Genomic DNA, 16,401 nt, shown 5'->3' with positions numbered 1-16,401 from the left:
TCGTTAGTAGCCGAGACGCAGGGCCCGCTCGCAGCGCTCGCGGTCCGCTCATTGGTCGCCTCCGAACTCGACCTCGTTTCTCACCGATATTGTGCTGCCGCGCATTGCGGGCATCACTGATCGCCTCCGAACTCGCGATCTCCCTGTATCTTGCTTGCCTGCGGCCCGGACTGTCCCTGGTATTTCGAGCCACGCTCGGCCCCGTATGGACGGTCAGCAGGTGTCTTGAGCTCCGTGAAGGTGAGCTGCGATATTCGCATTCCGGGCGTGAGCGCGACAGGCGCAGTGCCGAGGTTCGACAGTTCGAGCGTGATCTGGCCCTCGTACCCGGGGTCACACAGGCCGGCCGTCGCGTGTACCACAATCGCCAGTCGGCCCAGCGATGAGCGTCCTTCAACGTGGGCGATGAGGTCGTCAGGGATAGCGACGCGCTCATGAGTGGTCCCCAGCACGAAGTCGCCGGGATGAAGAATGAACTCCCCACCTTCCTCGATGACGGTTTCCTCAACGTAGTCGGCGACTTCGTCCTCGGAGTTCGGGTGGATACAGGGGATGTTGGCGTGCTGGAACTCCAAGAACTCATGCCCGAGGCGGAGGTCGACGCTGGCGGGCTGAATCTGGATATCCGGGTCGTCGAGCGGTTCGACGACAAGGTCACCCTGCTCCAGCCGTCGGAGAATATCCGCATCTGAGAGTATCATGAGAATGGCGTGTGCGGCCGGAAGCCTAAACTCCCCGATTCTCGTGCTGCTGGCTGTCCCCGTTTGAAGATATTCGCGGTGGCGGAGTTTTTGACGGGCGTCAGCCGACAGTGTTAGGCGGCTATCACGGGGAGCGTCGCGGCGATAACAGCGATGGCGACCGCCGCGTACCTGCTGATCTCGTGGACGACCCGGAGGCCGCCGGCCCAGACGTACGCCTGCCAGGCTGCAGTACCGATCTGTATTGTGAGAAACACAAGCCCGGAGAGGCCGTTTTGTAGGCTCTGCACCTGTTCGAGGAACATCTCCGGCGAAGACGCGGCGAGGTCGGAGCTGGCAGCGAAGAAGACGAGTGCAGCACCGCCGGCGGCAACGCCAACAACGGACGGGAGCAGTCCCCAGGCGGTGATCTCCGCTGTCTCGCCGAACCGGCCGGAGCCACCGGCTATCTTCGCACCGAGATATAGACCGAGCATCAATCCGACCCAGACGATGATAAAGCCGATAAACAGCCCCGGAAGGATCTCAGTCGCAGCGTCCCAGATAAGCGACCCGACTTCGACAGTTTTCGTCGCCGGTTCGTCACAGCCGGAAACGGTTATTCCGCCGACACCGCCGTCTTCGCACATCTGCTCCGGGGGTCGTGCGGGATTGTCTCTCTCGACAGTGCCGGTGAACTGCGCAGCGAACAGTCGGAGCGCGATGCCGAGAACGACTGTGACGGCGAAGGCGATGCCGAGAGCGAGGCCACCGCCACGGAATCCGTTTAGCTGGCCGCGTCGTTGCTCGAAGAACGCGCCCGGTCGCAGGAGAAACGTTCGGATGGTGGAGGGCATCTCCGGGGTGTGCTCGGCCACGGCGTATGTACTCTATGGTATGTGCAACCGTGGAGGGAGTCCGACGGGAGTTTAAGTACGGGTGGCCATGTAATCGTATGAAGCAGGCTATCGTCGCGCGGGCCGACATCGGTATGGGCGAGGGCAAACTCGCCGCCCAGGTTGCCCACGCCTCGCTGTCGGCTTACGAGGACGCCGGCCCGAAGCCCCGCAAAGCCTGGAAGGGCGCGGGGCAGAAGAAAGTCGTCCTGAAGGCCACCAGCGAGTCCGAGCTGTTCGAACTCGCGGACGTGGCCGAGCGCGAAGGCCTGCCGCATGCGGTCGTCCGGGACGCCGGCCACACACAGCTCGATCCGGGGACTGTTACGGCACTCGCCGTCGGCCCCGCCGAGGACGAGCTGGTGGACCGCGTCACCGGCGACCTGCCGCTGTTCTGAGGGCAGCGGCCCGCGATACGGTTATATAAGAGCAACCCTAACCTCAGGTGAACAACAACACGATACATTATGCAAGGAAACGAACAACAGGCCTACGACCGTGGGATTACCATCTTCTCCCCGGACGGACGCCTCTATCAGGTCGAGTACGCACGAGAAGCTGTCAAGCGCGGAACCGCCAGCGTGGGAGTTCGCACCAAGGATGGCGTGGTTATCGCCGCCGACCGCCACGCCCGGTCGCCGCTCATCGAGCGCGACAGCATCGAGAAGATCCACGAGATCGACTCCCATGTCGGTGTCGCTAGCGCGGGTCACGTGGCCGACGCACGCCAGCTTATCGACGTGGCGCGCCGGCAGTCACAGGTCAACCGCCTACGCTACGACGAGCCGGCCTCCGTCGAGTCCCTGACCAAGGAGATCACGGATTACATCCAGCAGTACACTCAGACCGGCGGCGCACGCCCGTTCGGTGTCGCACTGCTGGTCGCCGGTATCGAGGACGGCGAACCGCGCCTCTTCGAGACAGACCCCTCGGGGACGCCCTACGAGTGGCAGGCTGTCGCCATCGGCGGCTCCCGCGAGGACATTCAGTCGTTCCTCGAAGACGAGTACGCCGAGGAGATGGACCTCGAAGGCGGCATCGAACTCGCGCTCCGGGCGCTGGCCTCGGTCAACGAGGACGGCCTCGACGCGACTGGTGTCGACATCGCCACCATCGATGTGGAAAGCGAACAGTTCGAAAAGCTCGCCGAGGACGACATCGCCGAGCGGCTTGAAGAGTTCGAACTCGGAGGTGAGGAATAATGTACGACCCTGAGAACCGACTGACTGACGCCTACCAACCCGAAGTCGGCACACTGCCGAACGAGGACGGCGGCCGCGACGAGGAGAACGTCGTCAAGACCGGCACGACGACTGTCGGCCTCTCGACGGAGAACGGCGTCATCATCGCGACGGACCGGCGCGCCTCTCTCGGTGGCCGCTTCGTTTCGAACAAGCAGGTCCAGAAGGTCGAGCAGATTCACCCGACGGCCGCGATGACGCTGGTCGGCAGTGTCGGCGGGGCGCAGTCGTTCATCCGCTCGCTGCGCGCCGAGGCCGACCTCTACGAGGTCCGCCGCGACGAACCGCTCTCGATTCACGCGCTGGCGACACTGGCGGGCAACTTCGCCCGCGGCGGCCCGTACTTCGCTATCAACCCCATCGTCGGCGGCGTCGACGAAGAGGGGAGCCATGTCTACAGCGTCGACCCCGCTGGCGGCGTGCTCGAAGACGACTACACCGTCACCGGCTCCGGGACGATGGTCGCGACGGGGACCATCGAAGGGCAGTACGACCACGATATGAGCCTCTCCGAGGCCCGTGACCTGGCGATCCGTGCGGTCAACGCCGCAGCCGAGCGTGACACCGGGTCCGGAAACGGCGTCGTGCTCGCGGAAATCACCGACGAGGGCGTCGAAATCGACGCCTTCGACGACTACGAGTCGGCCGAATAACCGGGCTGTCTCGGTCGTCTCTTTCTCTGCGGTCGGCTGTCCCCGACTAGTTGCGGCTCAGTCCCGCGGCACGACCCGCATCGGGTAGTCGGACTGCCGCATGATATCTTGGGCGACGCTGCCGAAGATGAGCCGGTCGGTCTGGCTCCGCTTGCGAACACCGATAACAAGTTCGTCGGCATCGACCTCCTCGGCGATATCGAAGATATCCTCAGCCGGGCTGTTTCCCCGGATTATCTGATAGGTTTCGACAGACACTTGATCGCCCAGTCGGTCCGAGACGACGTTTAGTGCGGCCTTCCCATCGGCGACCGCGTCCGGTGGTGTCCTGTCTCCACCCGGCTGTGAGTTGACCGCGTACACACTGTCTTCCGGGTTGAGGACGCCTTCGAGGTACGAACACAGTGTCTGGCTGACTGTCTCGGAGTTCGTCGCGAGCACGAAGGTCTGCATATGCGATGTTCCACACCCATCATGATAAGTATGTGTCTTGTTACCGCGAACCGTATTATGCTCAGACTCTCACGGCAGTCGACTACTCGGTCAAGACTAGCCAGCCGACAGCGAGGAAGACGGCGAGCACGAGCAGAATCGACCCCCAGGCCAGTGCCGCGAACGCCGTCGACCCGAGCGCGGCCAGAGCGACGATGGCTGACGGCGTCATTGCTCGGACCCCCCGTCAGCCACCGGCTCGTCGAGCGCTCGGACCTCCCGCCCGAGGCTGTCGAGGTCGGCGTCGGCTCCACCGAGAACGGTCGCCGCGACGGTGAGAGCGGCCGAGACGAGGGTCGCGCCGGCAAAGGCGAGCAGGAACGACGGCGCTGGCAGCATACTCCCGACGCCCGGTATGGCGGCGACGAGGCCGCGGAGTGATGGGAAGTAGATGAACCCGACGAGTAGCCCCGCAATACCCGAGACCACCGCGCCCGGACCAGTGAGTCGCTCGGTGTAGAGGCCGGCCAGGAACGGGACGAAGACGCCGGCGGCCAGCAGGTCTGCCGTCAGGAACAACTGGAGGACGCTGTACCCCTGCGCACCGATGAACATCGCGGCGAGCGCAACAGCGACCGTCAGCCCGCGGCCACCGAGCCACAGGGTCCGCTGGTCGGGGTCGTCTAGGAGTCGAGCGAGGTCGGCGGTGACGACGCTGGCGATGGCGTTGAACATCGTATCGGCCGAGCTCATCACCAGCAGGACAGCGAGGACGACAACGGCGAGGGTCACCCATGTCGGGAACGCCTCCGCGAGCACGAGGAAGAAGGCGATGCTTGCGGACCCAGACTCAGTGAGTCCCAGCCCCGTGGCGGCGATACCGAACAGCCCCGACAGCAGGAGCATCGGGACGACGACGAGGGCGGCAATTCCCATCCCACGCCGCAAGGCTCCCTCGCCGTCGGCGGCGTACACCCGTTGCCAGACGCCCTGATTCAGCATGTTCGCGCCCAGCAGAGCGAAGGCCACGTACAGCCCGAACTCCAGGCCGGGACCGAACGTCGGGTCGAGCAGTGTCGGGTCAGCCGAGACCACCGTCGCGTGGAATTCGCTCGTGCCACCAAGCGAGAGAAGCGCCCCGCCGAAGCCGACGGCCAGAAGCGGGAGGATGACCAGCGTCTGGACGGTGTCAGTGACGATGCTGGCAAGCAGACCGCCGTAGGTCGTGTAGACGAGGACGAAGCTGCCGATGAGTAGCGAGGTTTGCCAGAGCGGTACATCTGCGACGAGCGCGAGCGCACCGGCGATGCCGGTCATTTCTGCGGCGAGGAAGATGAACATATAAAACACCGAGACCAGCAGGACGAGCAGGTACATCCCGGAGCCAAAGCGGGCGTAGGCGAACTCCGTCAGCGAATGGCCCGCGGGCATCACCTCGCGGATGCGAGCGCCGACGGGAATAAAGAGAAGGAGCGGAATCGCACTGCCGATGGCGTAGCCCAGCACGGCGGGCAGCCCGCCGAAGGCGGCACCGGCCTCAGCCGGACTGAGGAGGATCCAGACCCCCATCATCGACGCGATGACCGTCGCGGCGAGGGTCCCGCTGCCGGCCGAGTCGCGGGCAGAGATGTATGTCTCCACCGAGTCGATACGACCGCGGGCGGCGAAGAGGCCAATGCCGGTGAACACGAGTACGGTCGCCGCGGTCAGGCCGAGGACCACAGCCGAAGAAGCCATCTACGGGCTCACCTCGCTGTCAACTGTTGCTTGGGGCTTCTCGTAGGCCGTCTCGAAGAACTGTCGTTCGAGCGTGACCGTGCGGTCGAACAGCGACGCGACGCGGGCTTCCTGGCGGGGCGAAAGTGTCGGCCCGGCGGCGTCGAGTTCGCCACGGAGCCAGTCGACGAACGCGACGAAGGACTCGACGGCGTGGAGGTCCACCCACTCGGCGAAGTAGAACGGCAGGCCCATCCCCGCGCTGGGAAGGCCGTTGCTGTCCGGGTCACCGTAGTCCGTGGCGACCGCCGTCGCCCACGACTCGTATATCCACTCTGCCGGGACGAGGACGGCCAGCGTCTCGGCATACCCGCCTTCTCGTGCGGCACGACCCAGCAGGTCGATGAACGCCGCCGTCGAATCCGTCGGCTCTGGGTTTTGCCAGCGCGAATCGGCGACGCCCAGCGCGGCGAAAGACCGCTCAAAGTAGTCGTCTTCCTCGTCGGTCACAGTATCGAGGAACTCGACAAACTGTCGTTTGGCGGCCATATCCGGCGCCTGGCCGACCGCATGGCCGAACGTGCCGACGAGTTCGTCGACGAACGCGTAGTCCTGTACCAGATACTCGGCGAACGCGTCTTCGTCGAGCGTGCCGGCACCGAGTTCCTCGACAAACCGGTGTTCGACAGCGGCGTCCCAGTTTGGCTGACTCTGCTCCCGAAGCCAGTCGGTGAACCGGGGATCATCGGTTCGCTCGGCGTACGCAGAGTATGTTTCGGCCGTCGTCATAGCTCCCACCCCTCCTGCGTGTAGGCCATCTCCCAGAACCGGTGTTCGAGTTTCGCGCTCGTGCGGAACGCGTCTTCCATGATGTCGTGTTGGCCGGGATACCGCTCGCCACAGCGGTCGACGTACGCCCGACACCAGCCCGTCGCCTCGCGGAAGTCGTCGCTGGTGTACATCTCAATGAACGGCGTGTACCGGTGCTCGTCGTCGGCCAGGTCGGCCATGTGTTCAGCCACGTCGAGATAGCCCTGCATACAGGGGTACAGCGCGGCGGCAATCTCCGCCTCGTGCCCCTCGTAGGCTGTCCGAACGAGGAAGTTCGTGTACGCGAGACAGGTCGGGGCCTTCTCGGTTTCCTCCAGTTCGCGCCGCGAGATGCCGTAGTTCGACGCGAACTCCCGATGGAGGTCCATCTCGGTGTCGAGCACCTGATGGGCGACCCCGAGCAGATGCGTCATCGTCGACTCGTCGCCGGCCGTCGCCCCGGCGAGCGCGAACAACCGCGCGTAGTCCTGCAGGTACCGGTAGTCCTGTTTCACCCAGTGTTTGAACGCCGCCTCGTCGAGCGTCCCGTCGGCCAGTTCGCGGACAAACGGGTGGTCCTTCTGTGCGTCCCAGATGTCCTCACCGATATCGAGCAGGTGGTCACTGAATGCCATTGGTAGCCAATACAACAAACTCCGACGTATTATATCCTGCTAATACAACTAAGTTGTATATGCGTGAATGAGTAGCGCATGCAGTGAGCTGTGTGATCTGAGCGTCTCGGGGCCTTTTTGCTACCGGCAGTCACAGCTACGCAGTCGACCGACAACGTTGGTAGTCCCAACTGCTAAGCGAACTACGTCCCTCACTCCTGGCAATGACACTGCAGTTACCGAGCGAAATCGTGGTCGAGCGGTTCCTTCCGACGGCCCGGGCGATGCTTGCCACGAAACTCGACGAGAAGGGATGGACCCAGCAGGAAATCGCCGACCAGCTCGGCGTGACACAGGCCGCAGTGAGCAAATACGGCAGCGGTTCGGTCACCATCGAGGAGCGATTCCGGGAGGACACCCGGATGCAACAGACCATCGAGCGGATCGCCGACGGGCTCGCCGCGGGTGAGATGGACGAGTACGCGGTGCTGGGCGAGCTACTCGCTCTGGTACAGGAGTTCGAGGACCGGGGGCCCATCTGTGCGGTCCATGAGGAGGAAATGCCGGCGCTGCAGGGGATGGGCTGTGATCTCTGTGTGCGGGGGACAGACACCGCGGTGCAGGCGGAACGGACTGTCCTGTCGTCGGTCCGACGAGCGACGCGACTGCTGGCCGACAGCGGCTTCGTCGCCGATGCCATCCCGAATGTGGGAATGAACGTCGGCATGGCGCTGCCGGACGCCGAAGACGCACTCGACGTGGCAGCAGTCCCCGGCCGGATTCACGACCTTCGGGGGCGGGTCAACGTCCCGTCGAACCCCGAGTTCGGCGCGTCGGAACACGTCGCGCGGACGATACTGGCCGCGATAGCGGTCGATCCCTCGCGCCGAGCGGCGCTCAATCTGACGACCGACGAGGCAGTTCTCGATGCTGCCCAAGAACGGGGTATCGAGCCGCTGGAGTTCGACGCCGGCTATGAGGACCGGGACGAACGGCTCGAAGCGGCCTTCCGCGAACGCGGCGATGTCCCCCGTGTCATCTACCACGGCGGCGCGTTCGGCATCGAGCCGATAACCTACGTTTTCGGTGAGTCGGCGGTCGAAGCTGCTGACCTCGCAATCGAACTTCTTGACGCTGCTGACACCTGAGCTGTCTCGTTCGCCGAGCCCATCAGAACCAGCTGGTCTCGGGGTCAATAGGGTTCTCGGGCTCCTCGCCCCGGAGTACCCGGATGACGTCTTCGGCCACCGTCTGTGTCAGTTCGACCCGGGACTCTTCGGAATACCACGCGACGTGGGGACTACATACGACGCTGTCGAGGTCGTGTAGCGGCGATTCTCCCGGTGGTTCTGTCTCGCGCACGTCCAGTCCGGCTCCGCCGAGGTCGCCGCCGACGAGCGTGTCGTACAGCGCAGTTTCGTCGACGAGCCCGCCCCTGGCCGTGTTCACGAGCAGCGCGTCGTCGCGCATTCGGTCGAGCGCGTCCGCGTCGATCATCCTGCGCGTCTCGTCGGTCAGCGGAGCGTGTAGCGAGACGATATCGGAATCGTTCAGCAGCGTCTCGAAGGTGACCGACTCAACGTCGAGGTCTCCCATCCGGTACTCGGGCGCGTACGGGTCGTAGGCGATAACGTCGACATCGAACCCACGAAGCTTCGCGGCGAACCGGCTGGCGAGCTTGCCGAAGGCGACGAGACCGACGGTGCTGCCGGCGAGGCGATGTATCGGCTGCCCGGCTCCCCACTCCCACTCGCCACGCTTGACCGAGCGGTCAAACGTGGGTATCTTCCGCAGGCAAGCGAGCATGAGTGCGAACGTGTGGGTCGATACTTCCTCGATAGAATAGTCCGGGACGTTGACGACCGTCACGCCAGCCTCGACTGCCGCCCGGACGTCGATGTTGTCCATGCCGATGCCGGCTCGGCCCACCACTTTGAGCGAGTCGGCGGCGTCGACGACCTCGGCCGTGACCTGCGTGCCGGCGTCGACGATCAATGCGTCTGCATCGTCCACTGCGCGTGCGACGGCCGCCGGCTTTTTCGCCGCTATCGTTTCGACAGTCGCGTCAACCGCGTCCAGCACTGCCGCCCGTGTCTCTTCATCCATCACTTTGGTGTCAGAGACGACGACATTGTATGACATACTCTGGCTTGCTGTGCCCACGAAATAAAATCATCTGTCAGGGGTGGTCCGGTCGTCGGAATCGCGTCACAGGACCACGGCTGTGCAACGGTGATCCGCACGGAACTGACAGAATAGTAGCAAACTTTTATGATATATTCGCGAGGAGGTGGCAACAGTATGTCAGCTGGTAACGCAGGTGAAACCGCTCTCGAACGTATCGGCTACCGACTCTCTGCGTGGGTGGAACGGTGGATGCCCAGCCCGTTCCTGTTCGCGCTCATCCTCAGCTACGTCGTATTTCTGGCCGGCGTCGGCCTCACTGGATCCGGGCCAATCGAGATGGTCCAGTTCTGGTATGACGGTTTCTGGGCCTTCCTGACGTTCTCAATGCAGATGGTCCTCATCCTGATGACGGGCTTCGTCGTCGCGTACCATCCGCGTGTCAACGCCGGTATCCGCCGGCTGACAGAGATACCCAGCACCGGAAAGCAGGCGGTCGTCCTCGTCGGTCTGTTGACGATGCTGCTTGGCTGGGTGCACTGGGGACTGAGCCTCATCCTCGGCGCGATCTTCGCCCGGGAGATGGGCAAAACCGCCCACGAGAACGGCATCGATGTCCACTATCCGGTCCTCTGTGTCGCGGGCTATCTCGGCCTCGGCCTCACCTGGCACTGGGGGCTGTCCGGGTCCGCGCCGCTCCTGCTCGCGACGGACGGCAACGAGTTCATCCAGCAGGGCGTCATCGATGTCGTTGTCTCAGCCTCGGAGACCATCTTCCACCCCTACGGCCTCATTCTGACCGGCCTGTCGATAGCCTACGCACTCGTCGTCCTCTACGTCATCACGCCGACCGGAGATCAGGCGCGGGGCATCACCCACTACATCCCCGAAGACGACCTGTTCGAGTCTGCGAGTGACGGCGGCGTGGAAGCAACTGCCACCACCAATCCGGTCCCAGCCGAGCGCCTCAACCACAGTCGCGTTCTCGGCGGGATTATTGGATTGACCGGCATCGCGCTGGTCGCCTCACAGTTCATCGAGTCCGGTATCGACGCACTCGGACTGAACATCGTCAACTTCGGCTTTCTGACGATTGGCATCTTCATCTACATGGACCCACAGACCTATAGAGAGAAGTTCGGCGAGGCGGCGACCGCCGCGTCGGGCATCGTGCTGCTCTTTCCGTTCTTTGCCGGAATTCAGGGGATGATGGCAACCTCCGGGCTGGCACAGTTAATGGCCAACGCGCTTATCTCGGTTTCGACGACCCAGACGTTCCCGGTCATCGCCTGGCTCACTGGCGCAACGGTCAACATCTTCGCACCGTCTGGCGGCGGCGAGTGGATAATCCTCGGACCACCGGTTCTCGAAGCCGCGCAGAACCTCGGCGTCCCGGCCGGGCAGGCGACGATGGCATACGCCGTTGGTGACGCTCACACGAACCTCCTGAACCCTTTCTGGGCGCTGCCGTTGCTCGCCATCACCCGCATCAAGGCCCGTGAGATGTTCGGCTACGCCATCGCGATGTTGCTCGCGCTCACGCCGTTCCTGGCTGTCGTGCTGTTCGTCTTGCCGTACTGAGCAGGGCTGTCCTCCGGTGGGACAGCGAGGGCTACTTGCCCCTTCTTCGAGCGTTAAGTTGTTGGGGAAACTGCACTCCGACAATGGCAACTGAGACAGGGACTGACGAGGACGTAGACCTGCTCGATTCTTTCCGACAGTTCTTCGCGCTGGAGCGGGACGTGCTCGTCCTGTCGCTATCCATGCTGGCGTTCAGCCTTGCGTTCCAGATGACGAGCCGGTACATACCCGAGTATATGCGGATTCTTGGAGCCAGTGCCGGCGTCATCGGCCTGTACGGGAGTGTCGGGAACCTCATCAGCGCGGTGTACCCCTATCCCGGGGGCGCAGTGTCGGACCGCATCGGCTCGCGGCTGGCGCTGACGGTCTTCGCGACGCTGGCGACGGTCGGCTTCGGCATTTGGTATCTCGCTTCGGTCATCGGCGATATCACGCTCGGCGCGACGACGCTACCGGCCTGGACGCTCGTCTTCGTCGGCCTCTTTCTCGCGCAGGCCTGGAAGTCCTTCGGGCTGGGCGCGACCTTCGCCATCGTCAAGCAGAGCGTCCCGCCGGAGCGACTGGCGATGGGATTTGCCAGCACGGAGATGTTCCGCCGCATTGGCTTCCTGCTCGGGCCCTTGGCCGCCGCGGCGCTGCTCGCGACGACTGCGACCTTCGTTGATGGCTTCCAGCGCGTGCTGTTGGTTGCGCTGGCCTGTGGTCTCGTCGCCACCGTCGCCCAGCACTTCCTCTATGACGCCAGCGAGGACACGCTCGGGAAATCCTTCGAAGGTGTCGACCAGATACTCGCCGACCTGCGGACGATGCCGGCGACGCTCCGCCCCCTTCTGGTCGCCGATACGCTCGTCCGCTTTGCCAACGGCATGGTGTACGTCTTCTTCGTCATCGTCGTCACCGAGTTCCTCTCCGTCGGGTTCACCGGCTTCGGCGTGCAACTGCGGCCTGATGCCTTCTTTGGCGTGCTGCTCGGCGTCGAGATGGTCGTCGCCATCCTTTCGATGGCTCCCGTGGCAAAACTCACCGAGTGGGCCGGTCTCAAGCCCGCTGTCGCACTCGGTTTTCTCGTTTACGCCGTCTTCCCGCTCCTGCTCATCTTCGCGCCGGGCAACCAGTGGGTGCTGGTGCTGCTGTTCGCGTTTTCTGGCCTGCGCTTTGCCGGCCTGCCCGCTCACAAGGCGCTCATCGTCGGCCCAGCAGAACAGGACGCTGGCGGCCGCGTCACCGGGACGTACTACCTGCTTCGGAACACGCTTGTCATCCCCAGCGCTGCGCTCGGTGGCTGGCTCTACGGCAGCGAGTGGGCAGTGGCTATCGGCGATGTCGTCATACAGGCCGGCCCAGAACTTGCCTTCGGCGTCGCAACGGTGGTCGGCCTTGTCGGTGTCGTTTACTTCATCGTCTTCGGCCGGGAGTTCGAGGCATACGAATGAACCGCTGTGCCGGCCTACCACTCCTCGCGTGGCGGGAACTCCTCGCCACAGCGCGGGCAGTACCGCATCGGTGCGCGGCCCTCCTGGCCGTCCCTGTCGAACGTAATCTCTCGTCCGCAACTCTCACATGCTAGCTTTGGCATCGTCGTGCTCTCCGGTCGCCCGCATAGCCACGACCTGTGCTAGATAGAGTATGTCCCGTGATAACACTAGGTATCGACTGAGAGATGGACCCACACCGAGTCCGCAAGCGCCAATCATAAGCGCCGAGCCGCGAACAGTCGACCAATGCAAGCGGCCCACCCAATCGAGCAGGCGGTCGGTATGGAGTACTACGTCAGCGACGCCGACGGGGTGGGCGGCCGCATCCGGTCGTCGCCCGCAGATTTCCGCGTTCGGGAACTGGAAGCGTTCGACACTGAACCGATCGACGCCAACACCGGGGCGTACCCGCATCTCGTCTTCCGGGCGGAACTGCGCAACTGGGAGACCAACGACTTCGCCAGCAAGCTCTCCGACCGATTAGGTATCTCCCGCGAGCGGGTGTCGTGGGCGGGGACGAAAGACAAGCGCGCGGTCACGACACAGCTATTCTCAGTGAAAGGGGTCGCAGCCGGGGACCTGCCGGAAATCGGCGGCACGGACATCGAGGTCATCGGTCGCGCTGGCCGCCCGATCCTCTTCGGCGACTTGGCGGGCAACGCCTTCGAGATAGTCGTCCGGGACACCGAGAACACAGATAACGCCGCCAGCGTCGTAGCGGACCTCCGGGCGTTCGCCAACGGGGACGACTCAGTGGCGAGCGAAGCCCGGTCCAGCGACGCCACGCTGCCTGACGGCGACACGACGGTCGGTGTGCCCAACTACTTCGGCCAGCAGCGATTCGGGTCGCGCCGACCGGTCACCCACGAAGTCGGGCTGGCCATTGCCCGCGGCGAGTGGAAGGATGCGGTCCTCGCCTACGTAGGAAACCCGAACGAGCGTGAACCGGAGTCGACGCAGGTGGCGCGAGCATACGTCGACGAAACCCACGACTGGGCCGGCGCGCTGGACAGGCTGCCCGGCGCGCTGGGCTATGAGCGCTCCATCTGTCATCGACTGGTCGAGAACGGGGCCGACGAGCCGGCGGACTTCCGCGAGGCACTGGAGGCGCTGCCGTCGAACCTCCAGTCGTTGTTCGTCAACGCCGCCCAGTCCTACGTCTTCAACCGCATCCTGTCGGAGCGGCTGGAACGGGGACTGCCGTTCGACCGCCCCGTCGAGGGCGATGTGGTCTGTTTCCGGGACAGCGACGCGCCCGAGGACTTCCCGATTCCGGACGCCGACCGCACCCAGCAGGTCACGGCGAAGCGGCTGTCGACCGTCGAGCGCCACTGCGAGCGCGGGAGGGCGTTTGTCACCGCACCACTGGTCGGGACCGAAACCGAGCTAGGCAGTGGTGAACCGGGCGATATCGCCCGTGAAGTCCTTGACGACGTGGGCCTTGAACAGAGCGACTTTGACCTTCCCGGAGCGTTCGACAGCGACGGGACGCGGCGGGCCATCCTGCTCCGGACGGACTTGGGAGTGGAACGTGACGGCGCCGACCTGACGTTCTCGTTCTCGCTGCCAAAGGGAAGCTACGCGACGGTCCTCCTCCGGGAGTTCCGGAAAGGCGACCCGGGCGCGTAGCGGTTCGACCGTGCTCGGCAACTGATGCGGAATATGCAACGGTTAAGTCCGGCCACACACGCCATCTCGTATGGGCGAGCTACCGGACGAGTTCTCGTGTACCATCACCGACTGGGAGTACATCTACGGCCTCTGTCGAGACGTGGCCAACGACGTGAAAGCCGCCGAGTTCGAGCCCGACGTGGTCGTCGCGCTGGCACGGGGCGGCTGGTTCGGCGGGCGCTGTCTCTGTGACTTCCTCGGGCTGGACGACCTGGCGAGCCTGAAAGTCGAACACTACGTCGGGACCGCGGCGAAAGGCGAGGAGGCACAGGTGAAATATCCGCTGGCCGACGGCGCGGTCGAGGGGAAGGACGTGCTGGTTGTCGACGACATCGCCGACACCGGCCAGTCCATCGAAACGGCCGCCGAATGCGTGCGTGACCGAAACCCAAGCAGTGTCCGGACGGCGACGCTCCAGTTACTCCAGACCAGCGACCACGAACCGGAGTTCGTCGGCGAGTCCCTCGACGAGTGGACCTGGGTCGTCTACCCCTGGAACTTCGTCGAGGACATGGTCGAACTCGTCGCGGGTGTGATGGACAAGAGCGGCCAGCAGACCCACACCGAGGACGATATCCGCCGTCTGCTGCGGGAGTACCACGGCGTTAGCCGCACGAATCTAGAGATCGCACAGCCGAACCGACTGGGTGAGGTCACGACCGAGATGGAGCGGCGGGGCGTCGTCGAATCGGTCGACGACGGCTGGCAACTCACCGACGACTGAGCAGGTCAGCCGCGGTAGCTCGACAGATATCGCTCAGATCCGCTAGTCTCGCCGCTCACCATCGCTATGCCCAGTACGCTATCCGCTAGCCACGATAAAAAATACGGTTAGCGACGCGGGCGACCGTCGTCTCGGACGTACTCTAACGCGCTGACGAACAGCTCTGTGTCGACCCGGTCCTCTGACTCTTCGAGTCGTTCACGAATTTTCGTTGGGGTCATGTGTATTGGTAACATTGTTCTACACCGATATAACTCTTTCTCACCCGCTAACAGGTTCGATATGGGGGGCCTGAAATGAGCGGTAGGCTGCCCAGTAGCCCGTTCAAACCGCTGTACCGGGACGAGAACCCCGTCGAGGGAATATATTTAAAACCCTGCTTACCCAATAGAAACTATGGCCGCTTACGGCCGGCCGTCACTTCGAGACCTGTTCGATGAATCACCGACGCCGCATATCGCGCATCCACCGCGGAGTCACCATCGAGACTTCTACATCGCCACAGACGGGTCGTTCAGACCCCACAACGGCACGACATCGCCCGGCAGCGAGTCGGACAGCCCGACGGGTGGGCTGGGTGTCGTCGTCGAAACCCTCGACGGTGAGCGCGTTGTCAGGCTCTCAGTCCCGGACACCTGCCCCGACAACAACGTCGCGGAGTACCGGGCGCTCCATCTGGGACTCGACGTGCTTGCGAGACGGGCCCCGCCCAACGCCCGCGTCGGCTTACTCATCGACCATGACCAGCTCGCCGAGAACGTGAACGCCGAGGTGCTAGCCTCCCACGGCTCCGCCTACGACCCGCCACACTCTGTGTCGGTTCCGTCGGCGACAGGGCTGCACTGGCGTGGGATTCAGGCGCGAATCAACGGGTTCGGCGAGGTCCGTGCCGCACGGATTTCCGGCGACCGTAATCCCGCCCATCCGCTGGCGAACGCCCCCGACCAGTACGCACACGTCAACGGCGAGCCGGACCGGTGTGTTCTCCCTGACGCGCCGACGGTAAACGAACGTGTCCCGCCACCGTCACGCGCAGAGCGTGGCGGGGCGTCGGACTAACGGGACCCGGCCGGCAACTGCCGACCGGCGACATCGCCTTCTTTCGCATTACTGCCAGCAGTGGCACGTAGCTGTTGTAGCGTCTTACTCAGCACACGGCTGTCGTGCTTGAAATATCACATACGACTGCGGTTCTGAGAGAATACCTGAATACAGATAGAACTACTTGTAGCGGGGGGATACAAGGCTCTCCGTCAGTCGTCTTTCACAGCTAATAATCTCCATAAGTTATGAAAATAGTTGCACCTGTTATCACGTACGTTCGGGCAACGTCACACAGACCAAATTTTATATATTAGAAATGGGATAGTATATAGTGGGAGGTGAGCTACGTTGAGTACCAGAACTGACGGACCAGACGGTTTCAACGGACAGTACGTCGAGCAACTGTTGCCGCGTCAGTCGCCGACGCGGCACGACCTCGTACTCGCCGTCATTCCCGCGGTGTTCGTCTTCACACTCGCCGCCGCGGTTGTTCTGGGCCTCTCGCTTCAGGCGGCAATCGCTGGCGGCGCACTCGCTGGCGCTGTGGCGGTCATCGATGCGCTCTTTGTCCACCCACCGACCCGCGGTCGACGGCGAGACGGTACGTGACATCGCGTTCCGGCGACAGGCCAGAACGCTGCGTTTTTCGAACTGGTTTCAGCGCGAAGCGCGCTTTGCGCGTTCCGCAGCAAACACCTGAAAAAACGGCTATGTCGGTTACTCTTGCTGTGCGTCGACGA

At 63.6% G+C, this 16,401-nt stretch carries 19 protein-coding genes; 10 read left to right on the top strand and 9 right to left on the bottom strand.

The window, feature by feature from the left end; genetic code table 11:
- Window positions 1-113: 113 nt before the first annotated feature.
- On the bottom strand, window positions 114-701 hold the full coding sequence (dcd, locus tag RBH20_RS10935; RefSeq protein ID WP_004591373.1) for a dCTP deaminase: 588 nt from the start codon (window positions 699-701) through the stop codon (window positions 114-116).
- Between the two features lie 113 nt (window positions 702-814).
- A complete protein-coding gene (locus tag RBH20_RS10930) occupies window positions 815-1,537 on the bottom strand; it encodes a YIP1 family protein (RefSeq protein ID WP_306708447.1) in 723 nt (240 codons plus the stop codon).
- Window positions 1,538-1,635: 98 nt separating this feature from the next.
- Between RBH20_RS10930 and pth2 the strand changes: the two genes are divergently transcribed.
- From pth2 to psmB, 3 genes are all read left to right on the top strand, one after another.
- Entirely contained in the window at window positions 1,636-1,974 is a 339-nt protein-coding gene (gene pth2, locus RBH20_RS10925) for a peptidyl-tRNA hydrolase Pth2 (RefSeq protein WP_004591375.1), read from the top strand.
- Window positions 1,975-2,043: 69 nt separating this feature from the next.
- Window positions 2,044-2,778 carry an archaeal proteasome endopeptidase complex subunit alpha gene (gene psmA, locus RBH20_RS10920; RefSeq protein ID WP_004517115.1) on the top strand — a complete coding sequence of 245 codons (735 nt, stop codon included), beginning with the start codon at window positions 2,044-2,046 and terminating at the stop codon, window positions 2,776-2,778.
- The gene (gene psmB, locus RBH20_RS10915) at window positions 2,778-3,470 is read left to right on the top strand and encodes an archaeal proteasome endopeptidase complex subunit beta (protein WP_306708444.1); all 693 of its coding nucleotides are present in this window, start codon (window positions 2,778-2,780) and stop codon (window positions 3,468-3,470) included. Before psmA ends, psmB begins: the two co-directional genes overlap by 1 nt.
- A gap of 57 nt (window positions 3,471-3,527) precedes the next feature.
- Here psmB and RBH20_RS10910 read toward each other — a convergent pair whose 3' ends face one another.
- The 5 genes from RBH20_RS10910 to tenA form a co-directional block, all read right to left on the bottom strand.
- Window positions 3,528-3,923: a universal stress protein gene (locus RBH20_RS10910; RefSeq protein WP_306708443.1), complete on the bottom strand. Its 396-nt coding sequence runs from the start codon at window positions 3,921-3,923 to the stop codon at window positions 3,528-3,530.
- Between the two features lie 82 nt (window positions 3,924-4,005).
- Window positions 4,006-4,134, bottom strand: a complete 129-nt coding sequence (locus tag RBH20_RS10905; protein WP_306708441.1) for a hypothetical protein — start codon at window positions 4,132-4,134, stop codon at window positions 4,006-4,008.
- Window positions 4,131-5,639: a sodium:proline symporter gene (locus RBH20_RS10900; protein WP_306708439.1), complete on the bottom strand. Its 1,509-nt coding sequence runs from the start codon at window positions 5,637-5,639 to the stop codon at window positions 4,131-4,133. The genes RBH20_RS10905 and RBH20_RS10900 overlap by 4 nt, the downstream gene beginning before the upstream one ends.
- The gene (locus tag RBH20_RS10895) at window positions 5,640-6,407 is read right to left on the bottom strand and encodes a TenA family protein (RefSeq protein ID WP_306708436.1); all 768 of its coding nucleotides are present in this window, start codon (window positions 6,405-6,407) and stop codon (window positions 5,640-5,642) included.
- Complete coding sequence (gene tenA, locus RBH20_RS10890) at window positions 6,404-7,063, bottom strand: thiaminase II (protein ID WP_306708434.1); 660 nt, start codon at window positions 7,061-7,063, stop codon at window positions 6,404-6,406. The genes RBH20_RS10895 and tenA overlap by 4 nt, the downstream gene beginning before the upstream one ends.
- Before the next feature lie 203 nt (window positions 7,064-7,266).
- Between tenA and RBH20_RS10885 the strand changes: the two genes are divergently transcribed.
- Window positions 7,267-8,190 carry a thiamine-phosphate synthase family protein gene (locus RBH20_RS10885; RefSeq protein WP_306708433.1) on the top strand — a complete coding sequence of 308 codons (924 nt, stop codon included), beginning with the start codon at window positions 7,267-7,269 and terminating at the stop codon, window positions 8,188-8,190.
- 22 nt (window positions 8,191-8,212) lie between these two features.
- Here RBH20_RS10885 and RBH20_RS10880 read toward each other — a convergent pair whose 3' ends face one another.
- Entirely contained in the window at window positions 8,213-9,184 is a 972-nt protein-coding gene (locus tag RBH20_RS10880; RefSeq protein WP_306708431.1) for a C-terminal binding protein, read from the bottom strand.
- A gap of 159 nt (window positions 9,185-9,343) precedes the next feature.
- On the opposite strand from RBH20_RS10880, the gene RBH20_RS10875 reads away from it, so the two are divergent.
- Together RBH20_RS10875 and RBH20_RS10870 are read left to right on the top strand one after the other, a co-directional pair.
- The gene (locus RBH20_RS10875; protein WP_306708428.1) at window positions 9,344-10,747 is read left to right on the top strand and encodes a short-chain fatty acid transporter; all 1,404 of its coding nucleotides are present in this window, start codon (window positions 9,344-9,346) and stop codon (window positions 10,745-10,747) included.
- Between the two features lie 83 nt (window positions 10,748-10,830).
- Window positions 10,831-12,180 carry an MFS transporter gene (locus RBH20_RS10870; protein ID WP_306708426.1) on the top strand — a complete coding sequence of 450 codons (1,350 nt, stop codon included), beginning with the start codon at window positions 10,831-10,833 and terminating at the stop codon, window positions 12,178-12,180.
- A 14-nt stretch (window positions 12,181-12,194) separates the two neighbouring features.
- On the opposite strand, the gene RBH20_RS10865 is transcribed toward RBH20_RS10870, so the two are convergent.
- A complete protein-coding gene (locus RBH20_RS10865; RefSeq protein ID WP_306708424.1) occupies window positions 12,195-12,323 on the bottom strand; it encodes a hypothetical protein in 129 nt (42 codons plus the stop codon).
- Between the two features lie 145 nt (window positions 12,324-12,468).
- Here RBH20_RS10865 and truD point away from each other — a divergent pair, with 145 nt between their 5' ends.
- The 4 genes from truD to RBH20_RS10845 all read left to right on the top strand — a co-directional run bounded on the left by truD (window position 12,469) and on the right by RBH20_RS10845 (window position 16,270).
- On the top strand, window positions 12,469-13,851 hold the full coding sequence (gene truD, locus RBH20_RS10860) for a tRNA pseudouridine(13) synthase TruD (protein ID WP_306708421.1): 1,383 nt from the start codon (window positions 12,469-12,471) through the stop codon (window positions 13,849-13,851).
- A 70-nt stretch (window positions 13,852-13,921) separates the two neighbouring features.
- Entirely contained in the window at window positions 13,922-14,617 is a 696-nt protein-coding gene (locus RBH20_RS10855; RefSeq protein ID WP_306708419.1) for a phosphoribosyltransferase, read from the top strand.
- Between the two features lie 396 nt (window positions 14,618-15,013).
- On the top strand, window positions 15,014-15,676 hold the full coding sequence (locus RBH20_RS10850) for a ribonuclease H (RefSeq protein WP_306708417.1): 663 nt from the start codon (window positions 15,014-15,016) through the stop codon (window positions 15,674-15,676).
- A 333-nt stretch (window positions 15,677-16,009) separates the two neighbouring features.
- Entirely contained in the window at window positions 16,010-16,270 is a 261-nt protein-coding gene (locus RBH20_RS10845) for a hypothetical protein (RefSeq protein WP_306708415.1), read from the top strand.
- Window positions 16,271-16,401 lie beyond the last annotated feature (131 nt).

It is taken from the genome of Haloarcula sp. H-GB4 (genome assembly GCF_030848575.1).
Lineage (GTDB): Archaea > Halobacteriota > Halobacteria > Halobacteriales > Haloarculaceae > Haloarcula.
Note: the sequence above shows the minus strand (reverse complement) of the source record. Positions and strands in the feature narration are given on the sequence as shown.

Coding starts and splice junctions, on each gene's coding strand:
- dcd (WP_004591373.1), bottom strand. CDS start 701: ATGATACTCTCAGATGCGGATATTCTCCGACGGCTGGAGCAGGGTGAC.
- RBH20_RS10930 (WP_306708447.1), bottom strand. CDS start 1,537: ATGCCCTCCACCATCCGAACGTTTCTCCTGCGACCGGGCGCGTTCTTC.
- pth2 (WP_004591375.1), top strand. CDS start 1,636: ATGAAGCAGGCTATCGTCGCGCGGGCCGACATCGGTATGGGCGAGGGC.
- psmA (WP_004517115.1), top strand. CDS start 2,044: ATGCAAGGAAACGAACAACAGGCCTACGACCGTGGGATTACCATCTTC.
- psmB (WP_306708444.1), top strand. CDS start 2,778: ATGTACGACCCTGAGAACCGACTGACTGACGCCTACCAACCCGAAGTC.
- RBH20_RS10910 (WP_306708443.1), bottom strand. CDS start 3,923: ATGCAGACCTTCGTGCTCGCGACGAACTCCGAGACAGTCAGCCAGACA.
- RBH20_RS10905 (WP_306708441.1), bottom strand. CDS start 4,134: ATGACGCCGTCAGCCATCGTCGCTCTGGCCGCGCTCGGGTCGACGGCG.
- RBH20_RS10900 (WP_306708439.1), bottom strand. CDS start 5,639: ATGGCTTCTTCGGCTGTGGTCCTCGGCCTGACCGCGGCGACCGTACTC.
- RBH20_RS10895 (WP_306708436.1), bottom strand. CDS start 6,407: ATGACGACGGCCGAAACATACTCTGCGTACGCCGAGCGAACCGATGAT.
- tenA (WP_306708434.1), bottom strand. CDS start 7,063: ATGGCATTCAGTGACCACCTGCTCGATATCGGTGAGGACATCTGGGAC.
- RBH20_RS10885 (WP_306708433.1), top strand. CDS start 7,267: ATGACACTGCAGTTACCGAGCGAAATCGTGGTCGAGCGGTTCCTTCCG.
- RBH20_RS10880 (WP_306708431.1), bottom strand. CDS start 9,184: ATGTCATACAATGTCGTCGTCTCTGACACCAAAGTGATGGATGAAGAG.
- RBH20_RS10875 (WP_306708428.1), top strand. CDS start 9,344: ATGTCAGCTGGTAACGCAGGTGAAACCGCTCTCGAACGTATCGGCTAC.
- RBH20_RS10870 (WP_306708426.1), top strand. CDS start 10,831: ATGGCAACTGAGACAGGGACTGACGAGGACGTAGACCTGCTCGATTCT.
- RBH20_RS10865 (WP_306708424.1), bottom strand. CDS start 12,323: ATGCCAAAGCTAGCATGTGAGAGTTGCGGACGAGAGATTACGTTCGAC.
- truD (WP_306708421.1), top strand. CDS start 12,469: ATGCAAGCGGCCCACCCAATCGAGCAGGCGGTCGGTATGGAGTACTAC.
- RBH20_RS10855 (WP_306708419.1), top strand. CDS start 13,922: ATGGGCGAGCTACCGGACGAGTTCTCGTGTACCATCACCGACTGGGAG.
- RBH20_RS10850 (WP_306708417.1), top strand. CDS start 15,014: ATGGCCGCTTACGGCCGGCCGTCACTTCGAGACCTGTTCGATGAATCA.